Source organism: Rhizobium sp. CAU 1783 (genome assembly GCF_054551725.1).
The window spans coordinates 892,194-905,687 of sequence record NZ_JBTOLM010000001.1 but is presented as its reverse complement, the minus strand read 5'-3'; the positions used below and the strand labels follow the sequence as shown (position 1 = coordinate 905,687).

At 63.6% G+C, this 13,494-nt stretch carries 13 protein-coding genes and 1 other RNA gene; 4 read left to right on the top strand and 10 right to left on the bottom strand.

Annotated elements, in window-relative coordinates:
• Positions 1-29: 29 nt before the first annotated feature.
• The 10 genes from ACX93L_RS04095 to ACX93L_RS04050 form a co-directional block, all read right to left on the bottom strand.
• Positions 30-1,781 (bottom strand): peptidoglycan D,D-transpeptidase FtsI family protein, encoded by a 1,752-nt coding sequence (locus ACX93L_RS04095; protein ID WP_459403652.1) that lies wholly within the window; start codon positions 1,779-1,781, stop codon positions 30-32.
• Positions 1,781-2,155, bottom strand: a complete 375-nt coding sequence (ftsL, locus tag ACX93L_RS04090; protein WP_459403651.1) for a cell division protein FtsL — start codon at positions 2,153-2,155, stop codon at positions 1,781-1,783. The genes ACX93L_RS04095 and ftsL overlap by 1 nt, the downstream gene beginning before the upstream one ends.
• A 3-nt stretch (positions 2,156-2,158) precedes the next feature.
• On the bottom strand, positions 2,159-3,184 hold the full coding sequence (rsmH, locus tag ACX93L_RS04085) for a 16S rRNA (cytosine(1402)-N(4))-methyltransferase RsmH (RefSeq protein WP_459403650.1): 1,026 nt from the start codon (positions 3,182-3,184) through the stop codon (positions 2,159-2,161).
• A gap of 14 nt (positions 3,185-3,198) precedes the next feature.
• On the bottom strand, positions 3,199-3,639 hold the full coding sequence (gene mraZ, locus ACX93L_RS04080; RefSeq protein WP_459403649.1) for a division/cell wall cluster transcriptional repressor MraZ: 441 nt from the start codon (positions 3,637-3,639) through the stop codon (positions 3,199-3,201).
• 420 nt (positions 3,640-4,059) lie between these two features.
• Positions 4,060-4,458: RNase P RNA component class A (gene rnpB / locus ACX93L_RS04075), an RNA gene on the bottom strand.
• Positions 4,459-4,540: 82 nt separating this feature from the next.
• Entirely contained in the window at positions 4,541-5,728 is a 1,188-nt protein-coding gene (locus ACX93L_RS04070; protein WP_459403648.1) for an FAD-dependent oxidoreductase, read from the bottom strand.
• Between the two features lie 68 nt (positions 5,729-5,796).
• Complete coding sequence (locus tag ACX93L_RS04065; RefSeq protein ID WP_459403647.1) at positions 5,797-6,990, bottom strand: NAD(P)/FAD-dependent oxidoreductase; 1,194 nt, start codon at positions 6,988-6,990, stop codon at positions 5,797-5,799.
• A 90-nt stretch (positions 6,991-7,080) separates the two neighbouring features.
• Complete coding sequence (locus ACX93L_RS04060) at positions 7,081-7,602, bottom strand: lytic transglycosylase domain-containing protein (protein ID WP_459403646.1); 522 nt, start codon at positions 7,600-7,602, stop codon at positions 7,081-7,083.
• Between the two features lie 270 nt (positions 7,603-7,872).
• A complete protein-coding gene (locus tag ACX93L_RS04055) occupies positions 7,873-8,634 on the bottom strand; it encodes an N-acetylmuramoyl-L-alanine amidase (protein WP_459403645.1) in 762 nt (253 codons plus the stop codon).
• Positions 8,631-9,368, bottom strand: a complete 738-nt coding sequence (locus tag ACX93L_RS04050) for a TerB family tellurite resistance protein (protein ID WP_459403644.1) — start codon at positions 9,366-9,368, stop codon at positions 8,631-8,633. The genes ACX93L_RS04055 and ACX93L_RS04050 overlap by 4 nt, the downstream gene beginning before the upstream one ends.
• A 177-nt stretch (positions 9,369-9,545) precedes the next feature.
• On the opposite strand from ACX93L_RS04050, the gene ACX93L_RS04045 reads away from it, so the two are divergent.
• The 4 genes from ACX93L_RS04045 to ACX93L_RS04030 all read left to right on the top strand — a co-directional run bounded on the left by ACX93L_RS04045 (position 9,546) and on the right by ACX93L_RS04030 (position 13,485).
• The gene (locus ACX93L_RS04045) at positions 9,546-10,421 is read left to right on the top strand and encodes a DMT family transporter (protein WP_459403643.1); all 876 of its coding nucleotides are present in this window, start codon (positions 9,546-9,548) and stop codon (positions 10,419-10,421) included.
• 94 nt (positions 10,422-10,515) lie between these two features.
• Positions 10,516-11,730 (top strand): pyrophosphate--fructose-6-phosphate 1-phosphotransferase, encoded by a 1,215-nt coding sequence (locus tag ACX93L_RS04040; RefSeq protein ID WP_459403642.1) that lies wholly within the window; start codon positions 10,516-10,518, stop codon positions 11,728-11,730.
• A 48-nt stretch (positions 11,731-11,778) separates the two neighbouring features.
• Positions 11,779-12,414: a LysE family translocator gene (locus ACX93L_RS04035; protein WP_459403641.1), complete on the top strand. Its 636-nt coding sequence runs from the start codon at positions 11,779-11,781 to the stop codon at positions 12,412-12,414.
• Between the two features lie 105 nt (positions 12,415-12,519).
• On the top strand, positions 12,520-13,485 hold the full coding sequence (locus ACX93L_RS04030) for a transglycosylase SLT domain-containing protein (protein ID WP_459403640.1): 966 nt from the start codon (positions 12,520-12,522) through the stop codon (positions 13,483-13,485).
• Positions 13,486-13,494 lie beyond the last annotated feature (9 nt).

The following is a 13,494-nucleotide window of genomic DNA, read 5'->3' as shown; positions in this document are numbered from 1 at the left end:
GCGAATCGCCTCCTGAATTGAGGTTTGCTTTAATAAGAGACGAGCAAGGCAGAACCGTCTTCCCCGAATTTCGGTTCTACACCGAGAATTGCGGCGCTTCTGCGGATGACGTCGCCGGCCATCGGAGCGGCCGAGGTACCGGCAAGTGCCGCACCGTTGCCCTTGTCCGTCTTCGGTTCGTCGATGACGGTCAGGACGACATAGCGGGGATTGTCGATCGGGAAGGCAGCAAGGAAGGCGTTGAAGTTCTTGTCGCCGACATAGCGGCCGTTGACCACCTTGTCGGCCGTGCCGGTCTTGCCGCCGACGTTGAAGCCATCGACGCGTGCGTTCTTGCCCGACCCCTTCACCCCGTTCAACAGGAAGAGGTAGCGCATGTCCTTGCTGGTCGACGGCTGGATGACCTGGGTCGCGACCTGGTCCGCCTCTTCCTGCGTCCGCGGCAGGAATGTCGGGGGCACGAGCTTGCCGCCATTGACCAGTGCTACGCCCGCGACCGCGGTCTGCAGCGGCGTGGTGGAGACGCCGTGGCCGAACGAGATGGTGATCGAGCTGATCTTCTTCCATTCGCGCGGCTGGCTGGGCATGGCGACCTCAGGCAGTTCCGTCTTCATGCGCGTCGTCAGGCCGAGCTTCGTCAGGAACGCCTTGTGCGCTTCCGTTCCCACCATGTCAGCGATCTTCGCGGTGCCGATGTTGGAGGAGTACTGGAAGATCTCCGGCACGGTCAGCACCCGGTGCTTGCCGTGGAAGTCCTGGATGGTGAAGCCGCCGATACGGATGGGATAGCGCGCATCGACCGTATCGTTGAGCGTCACCTTGCCCTCGTCGAGCCCCATGGCCAGCGTGAAGGACTTAAAGGTCGAACCCATTTCGAACGTGCCGTTCGACATGCGGTTGAGCCAGCCTTCCTGGGCGCTGGCGGCCGGATTGTTCGGATCGAAATCCGGCATCGAGACCATGGCGAGTACTTCGCCGGTATGCGTGTCGAGGACCACGCCGCCGGCACCCAGCGCCTCGAACTTCGTGATCGCCTCGGAAACCACGTCGTGAAGAATGTTCTGCACGCGAAGATCGATCGACAGCTTGACCGGTTCGAGCGGTCCTTCGCTCGTCATGCCGAGGTCGCGCAGATCGGCCAGCCCCTGGTTGTCGATATACTTCTCCATCCCGCTCATGCCGTGGTTGTCGATATTGACGTAACCGACGATATGCGACGCGGTCGAGCCGCCCGGATAGAAGCGTCGCTTCTCCGGACGGAAGCCGATGCCCGGGATGCCGAGCGCGAGGATCTGGCTCTGCTGCTTCGGCGTCAGCTGGCGGCGCAGCCACTGGAAATGCGACTGAGGATTGGAAAGCTTCTTGTAGGTGCCCTTGATGTCGAGGTCTGTCAGCACGGTCGCGAGCTTCTCGACCGCTTCGTCCGGATCGACGATCTTGTGAGGCTCGGCAAACAGGGACACGGTGCGGATGTCGGTCGCCAGCACCTCGCCGTTGCGGTCGAGGATATCCGGACGCGACGCCATCAGGCGGTCGGCGGGCAGGATGCTCGACGTCACCTCCGGCTGGGCATAGCCGTACTGGACGAGACGACCGCCGATAATGGCATAGACGGCGGTGAAGCCGGCGATCATCAGGCCGACACGCCGGCGCGCCATTTCGGTCTTGCGCTTGCCGGTCCCCTTGAACGCTACGCCGTTCATGGTCGTTCCGCCGCGCTGCACGTCGGTCGAAAAATGCGCCCGGCTCTTCAACAACATGATTCGTGAGAGAAACGTCATCAGGGTTTCACCGATCCGGTTGTGATGAGATCCGAAACCGGATCCTTCGACTTTTCACCTTCGGCCACCTCGGGCTTCGGCACCTGGTCCTTGGGCATGGGCAGTTCGACCGGACGCGCCAGCTGTTCCGGCGCGGTCGGCTCGAGTTTCAGCTCCGCCGCATAGACCTTGGTCAGCCTCTCCAGACGGTTCGGCTGCGTGAGCAGCGCCCAGTCGGCCCTCAGCAGCTCGATCGTGTCCTTCTCAAGCTTGATCTCGGCCTCGATACGACGAACCTCTTCGAGCTTGTTGTCGGTGTGATGCTTGATCTGGTAGGTGACGGCCGCTGCCGCCGCCATGGCACCGATCATGACGATGTCGATGGTTCTCAGCATCGGTCAGGCTCCGATCTTTTCAAGGCTGGCGAGATCCGGAAGGTCGAAGATCGACATGTCGGCCTTTTCCGCCGGCGCATCCGTGCGCAGCCCGGCTCTGAGCTTTGCCGAACGAGCACGCGGATTGACCTCCGCCTCGGCTTCGCTTGCCGCAACCATGCCCCTGCCGATCGGCTCGAAGGTCGCCGGGCGCGTCACCGCCATCGGCAGGTGGCGCGAGCCCGAAGCCTTGCCGGAGCGCTCGGAGAAGAACTTCTTGACGATGCGGTCTTCCAGCGAATGGAAGGTAACGACGACCAACCGCCCGCCAGGTTTCAGCGCACGCTCGGCGGCAAAGAGCGCCTGGGCGAGCTCGCCGAGTTCGTCGTTGACGAAGATGCGAAGCGCCTGGAAGACCCGGGTCGCAGGATGGATCTTGTCCTTGGCCTTGCGCGGCGTGACGATTTCGATGAGGCCGGCAAGATCGCGGGTCGTCCGGAACGGTTCCTTGGCACGCTGCTTCTCAATCGCCCGCGCGATGCGGCCCGCCTGCTTTTCCTCGCCGAGAAAACCAAAGATGCGGATCAGGTCGCCGACCTTGGCGCGATTGACCACATCGGCCGCCGACACGCCTGAAGCAGACATGCGCATGTCGAGCGGGCCGTTCCTCTGAAAGGAAAAGCCGCGATCGGCCTCGTCGATCTGCATCGACGAGACGCCGATATCGAGCACCACACCGTCCAGACCACCTTCGGGGGCAAAATCGGCTAGACGCGAAAACTGCGTGCGATGAAGCTTGAGCCGACCACCGCTCGCTTCGACAAGCGCCTGACCGGCAGCGATCGCCGTCGGATCACGGTCGAGCGCGACCACCTCGGCGCCGGCCGCAAGGATGGCGGACGTATAGCCGCCCGCACCAAAGGTGCCGTCCAGGATAACCTTGCCGGACCGCGGCTCCAAAGCCTCGACCACCTCGGACAGGAGGACCGGAATGTGACGAACCGGTCCGCCATCGGCTTCAGTTGAACCTCCGCCTGGATTCGCCGCCATTCCGTTTCCCCGTCTTATGAAGGTTGCAGCCCTCGCAGTCTGCGCCCTTCCCTCGCCGCCGCCTGCGCCTCGTGAAAGGCCTGCGGCTGCCAAAGCTGAAAATGATCCGAACGCCCGACGAAGCAGACCTCCGTCGAAATCCCGGTGAAGTCCCGGATGAAATCCGTGACCATCAGACGCCCCTCGGCATCGAGTTTCATGAAGACGCCCCCGCCATGAACCAGCAGCGACATCTCGTTCCCGTCGATCGCGAAAGGATCTCCGGCCGAAATCTGCTTCTCGTAGCGCTCCAAGAGATCGGGCCCGCCGATGGTGATCGCCGGAAACACGAAGTCCTGGATGCAATAGAGCTCCTGTATATCCCGCTGCGCAAGCACGGAACGAAAAGCCGCCGGCACGGAAACCCGCCCCTTCGCATCGATCCTGTTTGTCGCATTGGACAGGAAGCGGTTCATGCCAGCCTACCGCGCCCCTTTCTGACGGAGAGCGGAAACCCCACCCCCGGAAACTGGAAATCAACCGAACCGCAGCACCCTCGAAAAGCTCCGGAACCGTCGCATGTTTCGCTGCGACCGATCCGCTTCCGACTGTGATTTCCGGAGCCTCGATCGGCCCCTCAACGGTACGATTATGGGATAACATGGGACTACATGGGCGTCAATGGGACAGAGGCTTCTGCACACCCCTACGGGATTCAAATATTGATAAGCGGTTAAGCTTAACAAATGGTTAGAAACGCCTGTCTCAGCAGCGCTTTTTCACCCTGTAGCTTGACCGAAGCTGGACTCCCGGAAAGAGAAATTCGCGGGGCTTTTCAGCATGTTGGATTCGTCGGCTGAATCGCGCCGATCGACTCTCATCGAAGGTCGGGAAAAATCGCCAGTTGGCCTGTAAGCCGGGTTCTGTATGGCTCCGGTTTCCCGGAACGTGGCAGCCATTCATCTGGGACAGCGTTTGCACGCTGCCTCACGCAACCCACCCGGATGACTGGCCCGGAAACAGGCTGTGGCACCGCTTGCGCGACACCCGCGTCATCCCTATTCGGTCTTGCTCCCGGTGGGGTTTACCGTGCCGTCCCTGTTGCCAGCGACGCGGTGGGCTCTTACCCCACCCTTTCACCCTTACCCTGCATGCAGGGCGGTTTGCTTTCTGTGGCACTTTCCCTGAGGTCGCCCCCGCCGGACGTTATCCGGCACCGTGTCTCCGTGGAGCCCGGACTTTCCTCACCCTACCGCCTTTCGGCATTGGTAGAGCGCGGCTGCCCGGCCAACTGGCACCGCGTCCTTAAACGAGCGGATCGGCGAAAGCCACCAAAAACGACCACCCGACCGGGCGTCGTCCCCGGATGGTGAACGGTCAGCGGAAGGAAGGTGCAAAAACCGCCCCGTAGGTCTCATCCAGGATCCGCCCGTCGATCAGCAATTCTGCCCCGAGCCGGCCGATTTCGTCGGAACTCTTCGCCGCCGCGCCACAGCCGCCGGTCAGCACGGAAATGCGCTCGCTGACCGCGCCGATCGCCGGATAGCTGCTCGGCGTGAACGAGGTGACGCAGGCGGCCATGGTGGGAGCAGTGCCGGCAAGGTCCGGGACCAGCCCTTCGACGATCCGCCAGAGATGGTCGCAGGTGCTCGCCCGGCCGCCGCTACGGAACCAGGCACGGACCTCCGGCTCGCTCGGCAGCAGCAGATCGTCCGGATCGCCGCCGATCTTCAGATAGGTCTTGCCGTCGGGATAGCGGACCGGCGGAAGCAGGTAGATGTGATCCGCAGGATCGTCGGGCTGATGGATGAGCGACGGCATTCCGCCGAAGCGGCCGAGATCGGCGTCGGGGATCTCGAAGAAGGCGACGGTGCGGGCATAAACCTTCAGATCAACCGGCCGCGGCAAGAGATTCTCCGCAATGGAAAAACCGCCCGCGGCAACCAGCACCTTGTCCGCCCTGAACTCGCGACCCTCGGCCGTCGTGACGACGGCACCGCCCGACGCCTCGCGAACGGTGACCACGGTCTCCGGGATGAGCATCGCACCCGCCTTCTTCGCCAGGATCGACTGCGCCTCGACCAGCCGGCGCGGATTGACATAGCCCGCATCGGCTGCCTCGAAGACGCCTTCGCAGGTCGTGCCGAAGCTGAAATACGGGAACCGTGCCGCCAGACCATCCGCGGCGAGGATCTCGGTCCGCGCCCCGACCCGCTCGGCCGCCGCGCAGATGTTCGCCACGTAAGGATCGCGCCCGCCCCGATCGGGCCCGACCATCAGGCAGCCCGCCTCGTGGAAAAACTCGACGCCACTCTCTGCGGCGATCTGCGGATAACGCGCGATCGAGCGCTTCGCCAGCAGCGCCCAGACCGGATCGGGATCTATCGTCCGGGTGATCCGCGCCTCGTCATAATGGCTGGCGAAAACGCCCTCGTGGCCGGCCGGATCCTTCGGCTCGTCCGGGCCGATCAGGGCCACGCCGTCGGTGACCGCGGCCAGATGGCGCGCCGCCGCAGCACCCATCATGCCGCGGCCGATGATGATGTATCTGAAAGTCTCGGCCATGCCGTTTTCCCCGTCGAAGCGCTCGGCAATAGCGATTCCCGATCAAGGCCTTGCCGGCAAGTGCGGAATCAGGACGAGAGGTACTGCGGCGCCAGTTCCGCGGCGAAATCGCCGTCCGACAGGCCGCCATCGACCAGCAGGCGCGCACCCAGTCGCCCGAGTTCGTCCGAGCACTTCGCCGCGACGAAGTTGCCGCCAGTCAGCACCGCGACATTGGGAGAGCGGGTGAAGCCGACATAGGGATAGGTGGTCCGGGTGAAGGAGGCGATGCAGGCGCCGCTGGTGGTCGCAACGCCGTCAAGGTCCGGCATCAGCGACACTGCGATCCGCTGAAGCTTGGCGGCCTCGTCGAGGTCGCCGTCGGAGCGGAACCAGTCGCCGATCGCACCGAGCGCGTCGAAGGCTGCCTTCTCGCTGTCGCCGCCGATCTTGAGATAGGTCTTGCCGTCCGGATAACGCACCGGCGGCAGGATGTAGACGAGATCCTCGTCACGCTCGGCAAAGACCACCGTCGACGGCATCGCCGAAAAGATCGCCTGGCGGGCCGCGTCGAGTTCGAAGAAGACGATCGTGCGCGCCGTCGCCCGCATGTCGACGGGCTCGGGCAGGAGCGAGCAGATATTGGTGAAGCCGCCAGCGGCGACGAGGACCCGCGCCGCCGTGTGGCAACGCCCCTCGGCGGTCCGGACTTCGACCCGCCCGTCAGCCTCCATGACGGAGACGGCCGTCTCGGCAATGATCGCAGCGCCCTGACGCTCGGCCATCAACGCCTGCGCCTTCACCAGCGCACGCGGGTTGACGTGGCCGGCATTGCGCTTTTCGTAGTAGCCGTAGTGGTCCTTGGGGAAACGCATATGCGGAAACCGGGCCGGCAGTGCCTCCGGTGCGATCACTTCGACGTCGAGGCCACGCCTGTCCGAGACCGCGACGGCGCGCGCCATGTAACCTTCGGCGCCCGGGCGCGGTGTGGAAAACAGGCAGCCGGCCTCGGTGAAGAAGGAGATGCCGCTTTCGCCTTCGAGTGCCGCATAGCGTTCGATCGAGCGCGATGCGAGCTGGCTCCAGACCATGTTGTCGTCAAAGGTCCGGGTTATGCGCGCCTCGTCGTAATGGCTTGCGAAGACACCCTGGTGGGCGACCCTGTCTGCCGGCTCGTCGGGTCCGATCAGCCCGACCCGCTTGCCCTCGAGCGTGAGGTGGCGGGCCGCCGCCGCCCCCATCATGCCTCGACCGATGACGATATACTCAAAATCCGCTGCCATGCCTGCCCTCGATTCTCGGGCGTCTGGATATCATGGCAACCGGGCGCTTGCACGCGGCCCGGTGTCGCGCCCCCCCCGCCGGGAGACCCGTCAGGAGGCGATCAGCGCCAGGACCTTGCCGCAATAGCGCTTGGAAACCGGGTTCATGCGCTTGGCACCATGGCCGGCATTGTATTTGAGGATCGTCGAGCAGGTCTGTCCGTCGCCGAGTTCGTGGGCAGCCGCCAGATACTTCATGCCGTAGCGGATGTTCGTTTCGGGATCGTAGAGGCCCTTGGCCGAACCGGAATAGCCCATCATCCGCGCCGTCGCCGGCTTGATCTGCATCAGGCCGATCTCACCGGCGCTGCCGCGGGCCTTCGGGTTGAAGTTGCTCTCAACGCGCACCACCGCATGGGCAAGCGCGACCGGAACACCGTAGGTACTCGCGTATTTGGAGATCAGGCCCGAATAGGGGCTCTTGGAGAAGGACGGAGCCGGGAAACCCGCATCGCGCTTCACGGTCTTCAGGGGCACCTTGAAGCTGGATTCGCCGTCGCCGGCAAAAGCCGAGACCGACGTGGACAAAAGCATAGCGAGGCATGCCGCAGCAGCAACAGTTCTTCTCATCATGTGAAAGGTAAGTCTCCGAACCAGAGGGGCTGGCAGTCGTCCTTCCTGTCGGACGGAAATCTTCCTCGTTCGCCTTGCCGCTAGGGCAAGGCGCCGCACAGGCCCTCATCGTTGATATTCGCGATCGCGTTCCGCAAAAGTGGGGAGCCCGCGTCGCCGTTCAGCCCGTCCTTTAGAACGACGAAATGGGGAATTCGTGTGGCGGTGCAACAAATTGGCCGTTCGCGCGTTCAAGGCGGCGTCAAAAGCGCAGCGCCTGGCGACGACATTTCAGCCGTAGCGCGGCAGCGAAGACAGCAGTCTGTGCAGGGTCTCGATCGTCGACATGTCCGCGATCCCGTCGACCCGTTCGGGCCGGAAATGGCGCTGGAAAGCGGCGACCGCGCCTTCCGTCTTGTCGGAATATTCGCCGGAAATTTCAACATCGTAGCCGTAGAGCGACAACATCGACTGCAGAGCCTCGACCGGCTGGCCGTGATCGCCCTTCTGGAAAAAACGCCCGCCCGAGACCGGCACCGGATCGACCCAGTGCCCGACGCCCGCGGCATGAAGCCGTCCCCAGGGGAAATTTTCACCCGGATCGACCTTGCGAACCGGCGCCACGTCGGAGTGCGCAAGGACCCGTTCGGGGGCGATTTCCAGCCTGCGGCCGCAATCGAGACACAATTCGATGACCGCGGCGATCTGCGCGTCCGGAAAGTCGGGCAAGCCCGCCGGATGCCCGGCATTGGCGATCTCGATGCCGATCGATCGCGAATTGACGTCGGTGTCGCCGGCCCAGAAGCTCCGGCCCGCATGCCAGGCCCGGCGCGTCTCCGGCACCATCTGCACCACGCGCCCGTCCTCGTGAACGAAGTAATGGCTCGATACCTGGCTGTCGGGATTGCACAGCCACGACAGCGCACCGTCATGCTCGGGCATGCCGGTATAATGCAGGATGATCATGTCCGGACGAATGCCGCCCGCACGTTCGCCGTGATTGGGGGAAGGCATCACGATGGCGCCGGGAAAATCGGCGGGAAAGCAAGTCATGCGGCGCGGCGTTCTTTCTCGATCGCCGAATAGGCGGCATTCAGTTTGGCCATGCGGTGATGGGCCACGGCATGGAACTCCGTCGGCACGCCACGGGCATGCAGCCGGTCCGGATGATGCTCGGCCGCGAGCGCGCGATACCGCTTGCGGATCGTCGCGAAGTCGTCAGAACGCTTGACCCCGAGCACGCCGTAAGGGTCGCCATCGAGCTGGACATGCCGCTCGACGATCATCTCGAACCGCTCCTCGCTCATGCCGAAGATCTCGGCGATGCGCGACAGGAAGGCCATTTCCTTCTCGTGGATCAGGCCGTCGGCGGTCGCGATGTGAAACAGCGCATCGACGATGTCCTCGAGGACCGGGCAGAAGTTGTCGCAGGTCCGGCACATGTTGGCGAGCTTCTCGGCATAGGCCTCGTAGCCGGCGACGTCCTGGCGCGCCAGATTGTAGAGCCGCGCAACGTTCTTCGCCTCTTCCTCGGGAAAATCGAAAATGCTGCGGAAGGCGTCGACCTCTGCCGTCGTGACGGTGCCATCGGCCTTGGCCATCTTCGCCGACAGCGCAATGATGGCGACGGAGAAGGAAACGCGCCGACGCGTCTCGGGATCGCCTTCGAAGACGGTTCGCACCGCCTCGACCATGCCCGACAGCACGCTGCCCGCCGCATCGCCGATGGCGCCCAGCAGCCGGTCCCACAACGATGCTATTTGTTCGCAGGCGAAATCGAAGATCATGAGCGAGATTGACCAAAAAACGCCGGGAAAAGCAAGAGAAGCAGGGACTGCGGCACATTAAACTTTATTCATTTTCGATTGTGAAAAGCTGAACGGCAGGCCTGCATCTCAGGGATTGATTGGACTATTCGCAACCGTCATGCGACCACGCCCGCGTCCTTTTGAAGCGGAGCATCGATGAAATCGGCAATCCCCTCGCCTGCGCTCGGCCTCGTCCTCGGCGCGATCGGCGTCACCATCTTCGGGTTGACCCTGCCGATGACGCGGATCGCGTTGCACGGCTTCTCGCCGCTCTTCATTACCTTCGGCCGCGCCGTGATCGCCTCGACCGCCGCCGCGATCGTTCTCTATTCGCTCGGCAAGCGCTGGCCGAGAGGCGCCTTTCCGACGCTCTTCCTCGCCGGAATGTGCCTCGTTTTCGGCTTCCCGATCTTTTCGTCGATCGCCATGCAGAGCCTGCCGGCCGCCCATGGCGGCGTCGTGCTCGGCCTCCTGCCACTCCTGACCTCGATCTTCGCCGTCATCGTCGACGGCGAGCGGCCGAGCCCGCTGTTCTGGCTCTGCGGGATCGCCGGCGCCGCACTCGTGGTCGCCTTCTCGGCCCGCCAGAGCGGCTTTCACCTCGAGGTCGGCGACCTGTGGCTGCTGGCCTCCGCCGTTTCGGCCTCGCTCGGCTACGTGCTATCGGCCCGGCTCGCCCGGCGGCTTTCGGGCTGGGAAGTCATTTCCTGGGCGCTGGTCGTCATGCTGCCGCTGTCGCTCGTCGGGGCGGTCGTCACCTTCTCGACCGGCGTCGACGCACCCGGTCCGGCCGCGATCGGAGCGCTCCTCTATCATGGCCTTCTGTCGATGTTCGGCGGCTTCATCTTCTGGAATGCGGGCCTCGCCATCGGCGGGATTTCGCGTGTCGCCCAGGTCCAGCTGATGCAGACTTTCGTCACCCTGCTGTTTTCCACAATCCTGCTCGGCGAGCACATCGGCATTGAAACGATTATATTCGCGATTGCCGTCGCATTCGTCGTCTGGCTGGGCCGAAAGGCCCGTATTTCCTGAACTTTTCGCTTTACAGGCCCCTTCGACTGTCGCATCCATTCGCGCGGAAAACGTCAAGTCAACGGCACCCCGAGCGGTCGCCGAAGGAGGATCGATGGCCAAACAAAAAGTTGCAATGCTGACCGCCGGCGGGCTCGCGCCCTGCCTCTCCTCCGCCGTCGGCGGATTGATCGAGCGCTACACCGACATCGCGCCCGAGGTCGAGATCATCGCCTACAAGTCCGGCTATCGCGGCCTTCTCATGGACTACAAGATCGAAATCACCAAGGAGATGCGCGAGAAGGCCCATGTCCTGCATCGCTATGGTGGCTCGCCGATCGGCAACAGCCGCGTCAAGCTGACCAATGTCGCCGACTGCGTCAAGCGGGGCCTGGTGAAGGAAGGCGAGACCCCGCTCAGGGTCGCAGCCGAGCGCCTGGCTGCGGACGGCGTCACCATCCTCCACACCATCGGCGGCGACGACACCAACACGACGGCAGCCGATCTCGCGGCCTATCTCGGCGCCAACGGCTACGACCTGACCGTGGTCGGCCTGCCCAAGACGGTCGACAACGACGTCGTGCCGATCCGGCAGTCGCTCGGCGCCTGGACGGCGGCCGAAGTCGGCGCCCGCTTCTTCGACCACGTTTCCAACGAACAGAGCGCGGCACCCCGCAGCCTCGTCATACATGAGGTGATGGGCCGTCACTGCGGCTGGCTGACCGCCGCCACCGCGCACGCCTACATCAATAGTACCCGCAACAACGAGTATATCGAGGGTATGATGATGAACACCGAGCTGAAGAACATCGACGGCCTCTATCTGCCCGAGACCCACTTCAACATGGAAGAGGAAGCCGCGCGCCTGCGCGAGACCATGGACCGCACCGGCTTCGTCACGCTGTTCGTTTCGGAAGGCGCCTGCCTCGACGAGATCGTCGCGGATCGCGAAGCCGCCGGCGAGGAAATCAAGCGCGACGCCTTCGGCCACGTGAAGATCGACACCATCAATGTCGGCAACTGGTTCCAGAAGCATTTCGCCAAGCTGCTCGATGCCGAGCGCTCGATGGTCCAGAAGTCCGGCTACTATGCCCGCTCTGCCCCGGCCAACTACGAGGACCTGCGCCTGATCCAGAGCATGGTGGACCTCGCCGTCGACAGCGCCCTCAACAAGGTGTCGGGCGTGACCGGCCATGACGAGGACCAGGGCGGCAAGCTCCGGACCATCGAATTCCCCCGCATCAAGGGCGGCAAGGCCTTCGACCTCAACACGCCGTGGTTCAAGGACGTGATGGATCACCTGGGCCAGAAATTCCATCCGGCTCATTGACGGATCGGGCGAAAGCTGGCTTGCTCGTCGAATGGAGGAGTGAGACTCATGTCATTCGAACACTGGCTGGCTTTCGCCGCCGCCTCGGCTGTCCTTCTGGCAATACCGGGCCCAACCGTTCTGCTGGTCGTGTCCTATGCTCTCGGTCATGGCCGCCGCACCGCGCTCGCGACGGTCAGCGGCGTGGTCCTCGGCGACGTCGTCGCGATGACCGCCTCGATCCTCGGCCTCGGTGCACTACTCGCGACATCGGCCGGCGCTTTCACCATTCTCAAGATGGTCGGCGCCGCCTATCTGGTTTTCCTCGGCATCCGTCTCTGGCGTGCACCGGTCGGCGACGGACCATTGGCCGATAACGACAACCTGCCGGAGGAAAAGCCGCTGCGAATCATGGGGCATGCCTTCGCGGTTACGGCGCTCAACCCGAAAAGCATCGTCTTCTTCGTCGCATTCCTGCCGCAATTCATGTCGCCCAAGCTGCCATTCCTCGATCAGATCGTGATTTTCGAGGGGACGTTCCTGGCGCTCTCGGCCTGCCTCAGTCTCTGCTATGTTTTCGCCGCCGATCGCGCACGGCGCTTCATTCGCAAGCGTTCCGTACGCCGTGTCGTCAATCGCAGCGGTGGCACGCTATTGATCGCCGCCGGGGCAGTAACGGCCGGTTACCGCAAGATCGCGGCTTGAACCAAGGTAAGCTTGCCGCAATTTAGCCTATCCATTATGACAACAGGACATTAACGGCGACAGGCAACAGCTTCCGCCGACGGGGATACTATTTGGGATGTCGGCATGATCGTCAAAAGAGACCGGAGACTTGAGCTGGGCCTCGCCTCCATTCTGCTCGCCGGCCTGAGTGCCTGCACCAGCGGCATGGAAGATGCGGCCAAGCAGGAGCTCAAGGCCAATCCGGTCGCAGGCACGCCCGCAGCCCAGATGCAGCAGCAACAGCAAGCGGCCGCCGCTGCCGCGAACGCCACGCTTCCCGCACCGGTGGATCCGAATGCCCCGGCGGAACCGGCCCCGATAGTACCGGGCACCGCGACCCCGGCTCCGATCCCGACCTTCAAGATCGTGGCTCTCGGCTCGGCCGCGGCCACTCCGACCGCCATGGCCATGGCTGCCGGCGAGGAAAAGGTGGCGATGCAGACTGCAGCGATGCCCGCCTCTCCCGATGCCGTGACCTCGCTGCCGATGTCGACCGACACCGCCGATCCGGCGATCCTGCCGCCGGAAGTGACGGTCGCCCAGACCATCGTGCCGACCGCCAAGCCTGCGGGTGCCGCCCTTGCCTATGCCGCTCCTTCGGCGACGACCTCTCTTGCGGCCCTCGACAACCAGTTTGACGTGTCGGCGCCTGCTGCCGTGCAGACGCTCGAACTCGAGGCGGACAAGCCGGAAACGACGGGCCCCACCGTCATCAATGCGCTGATCAAGAAATATGCGGCGATCTACCAGATGCCCGAGGCGCTGATCCACCGCGTCGTCAAGCGCGAGAGCACCTATAAGCCGACCGCTTACAACAACGGCCACTACGGCCTCATGCAGATCAAGTATTCGACCGCAAAGTCGATGGGCTACGAAGGCCCGGCCTCCGGTCTCTTCGACGCGGAAACCAACCTGAAATACGCGATCAAGTACCTGAAGGGCGCATGGCTTGTCGCCGACAACAGCCATGACCAAGCTGTCAACCTCTATGCGCGCGGCTACTACTACGACGCCAAGCGCAAGGGCATGCTGCACGTCCTGCAGCCCTGAGCACGCAGA

Bases quoted from the DNA above. Each gene is read 5' to 3' on its own strand.
- ACX93L_RS04095 (WP_459403652.1), bottom strand. From the start codon at position 1,781: ATGACGTTTCTCTCACGAATCATGTTGTTGAAGAGCCGGGCGCATTTT.
- ftsL (WP_459403651.1), bottom strand. From the start codon at position 2,155: ATGCTGAGAACCATCGACATCGTCATGATCGGTGCCATGGCGGCGGCA.
- rsmH (WP_459403650.1), bottom strand. From the start codon at position 3,184: ATGGCGGCGAATCCAGGCGGAGGTTCAACTGAAGCCGATGGCGGACCG.
- mraZ (WP_459403649.1), bottom strand. From the start codon at position 3,639: ATGAACCGCTTCCTGTCCAATGCGACAAACAGGATCGATGCGAAGGGG.
- ACX93L_RS04070 (WP_459403648.1), bottom strand. From the start codon at position 5,728: ATGGCCGAGACTTTCAGATACATCATCATCGGCCGCGGCATGATGGGT.
- ACX93L_RS04065 (WP_459403647.1), bottom strand. From the start codon at position 6,990: ATGGCAGCGGATTTTGAGTATATCGTCATCGGTCGAGGCATGATGGGG.
- ACX93L_RS04060 (WP_459403646.1), bottom strand. From the start codon at position 7,602: ATGATGAGAAGAACTGTTGCTGCTGCGGCATGCCTCGCTATGCTTTTG.
- ACX93L_RS04055 (WP_459403645.1), bottom strand. From the start codon at position 8,634: ATGACTTGCTTTCCCGCCGATTTTCCCGGCGCCATCGTGATGCCTTCC.
- ACX93L_RS04050 (WP_459403644.1), bottom strand. From the start codon at position 9,368: ATGATCTTCGATTTCGCCTGCGAACAAATAGCATCGTTGTGGGACCGG.
- ACX93L_RS04045 (WP_459403643.1), top strand. From the start codon at position 9,546: ATGAAATCGGCAATCCCCTCGCCTGCGCTCGGCCTCGTCCTCGGCGCG.
- ACX93L_RS04040 (WP_459403642.1), top strand. From the start codon at position 10,516: ATGGCCAAACAAAAAGTTGCAATGCTGACCGCCGGCGGGCTCGCGCCC.
- ACX93L_RS04035 (WP_459403641.1), top strand. From the start codon at position 11,779: ATGTCATTCGAACACTGGCTGGCTTTCGCCGCCGCCTCGGCTGTCCTT.
- ACX93L_RS04030 (WP_459403640.1), top strand. From the start codon at position 12,520: ATGATCGTCAAAAGAGACCGGAGACTTGAGCTGGGCCTCGCCTCCATT.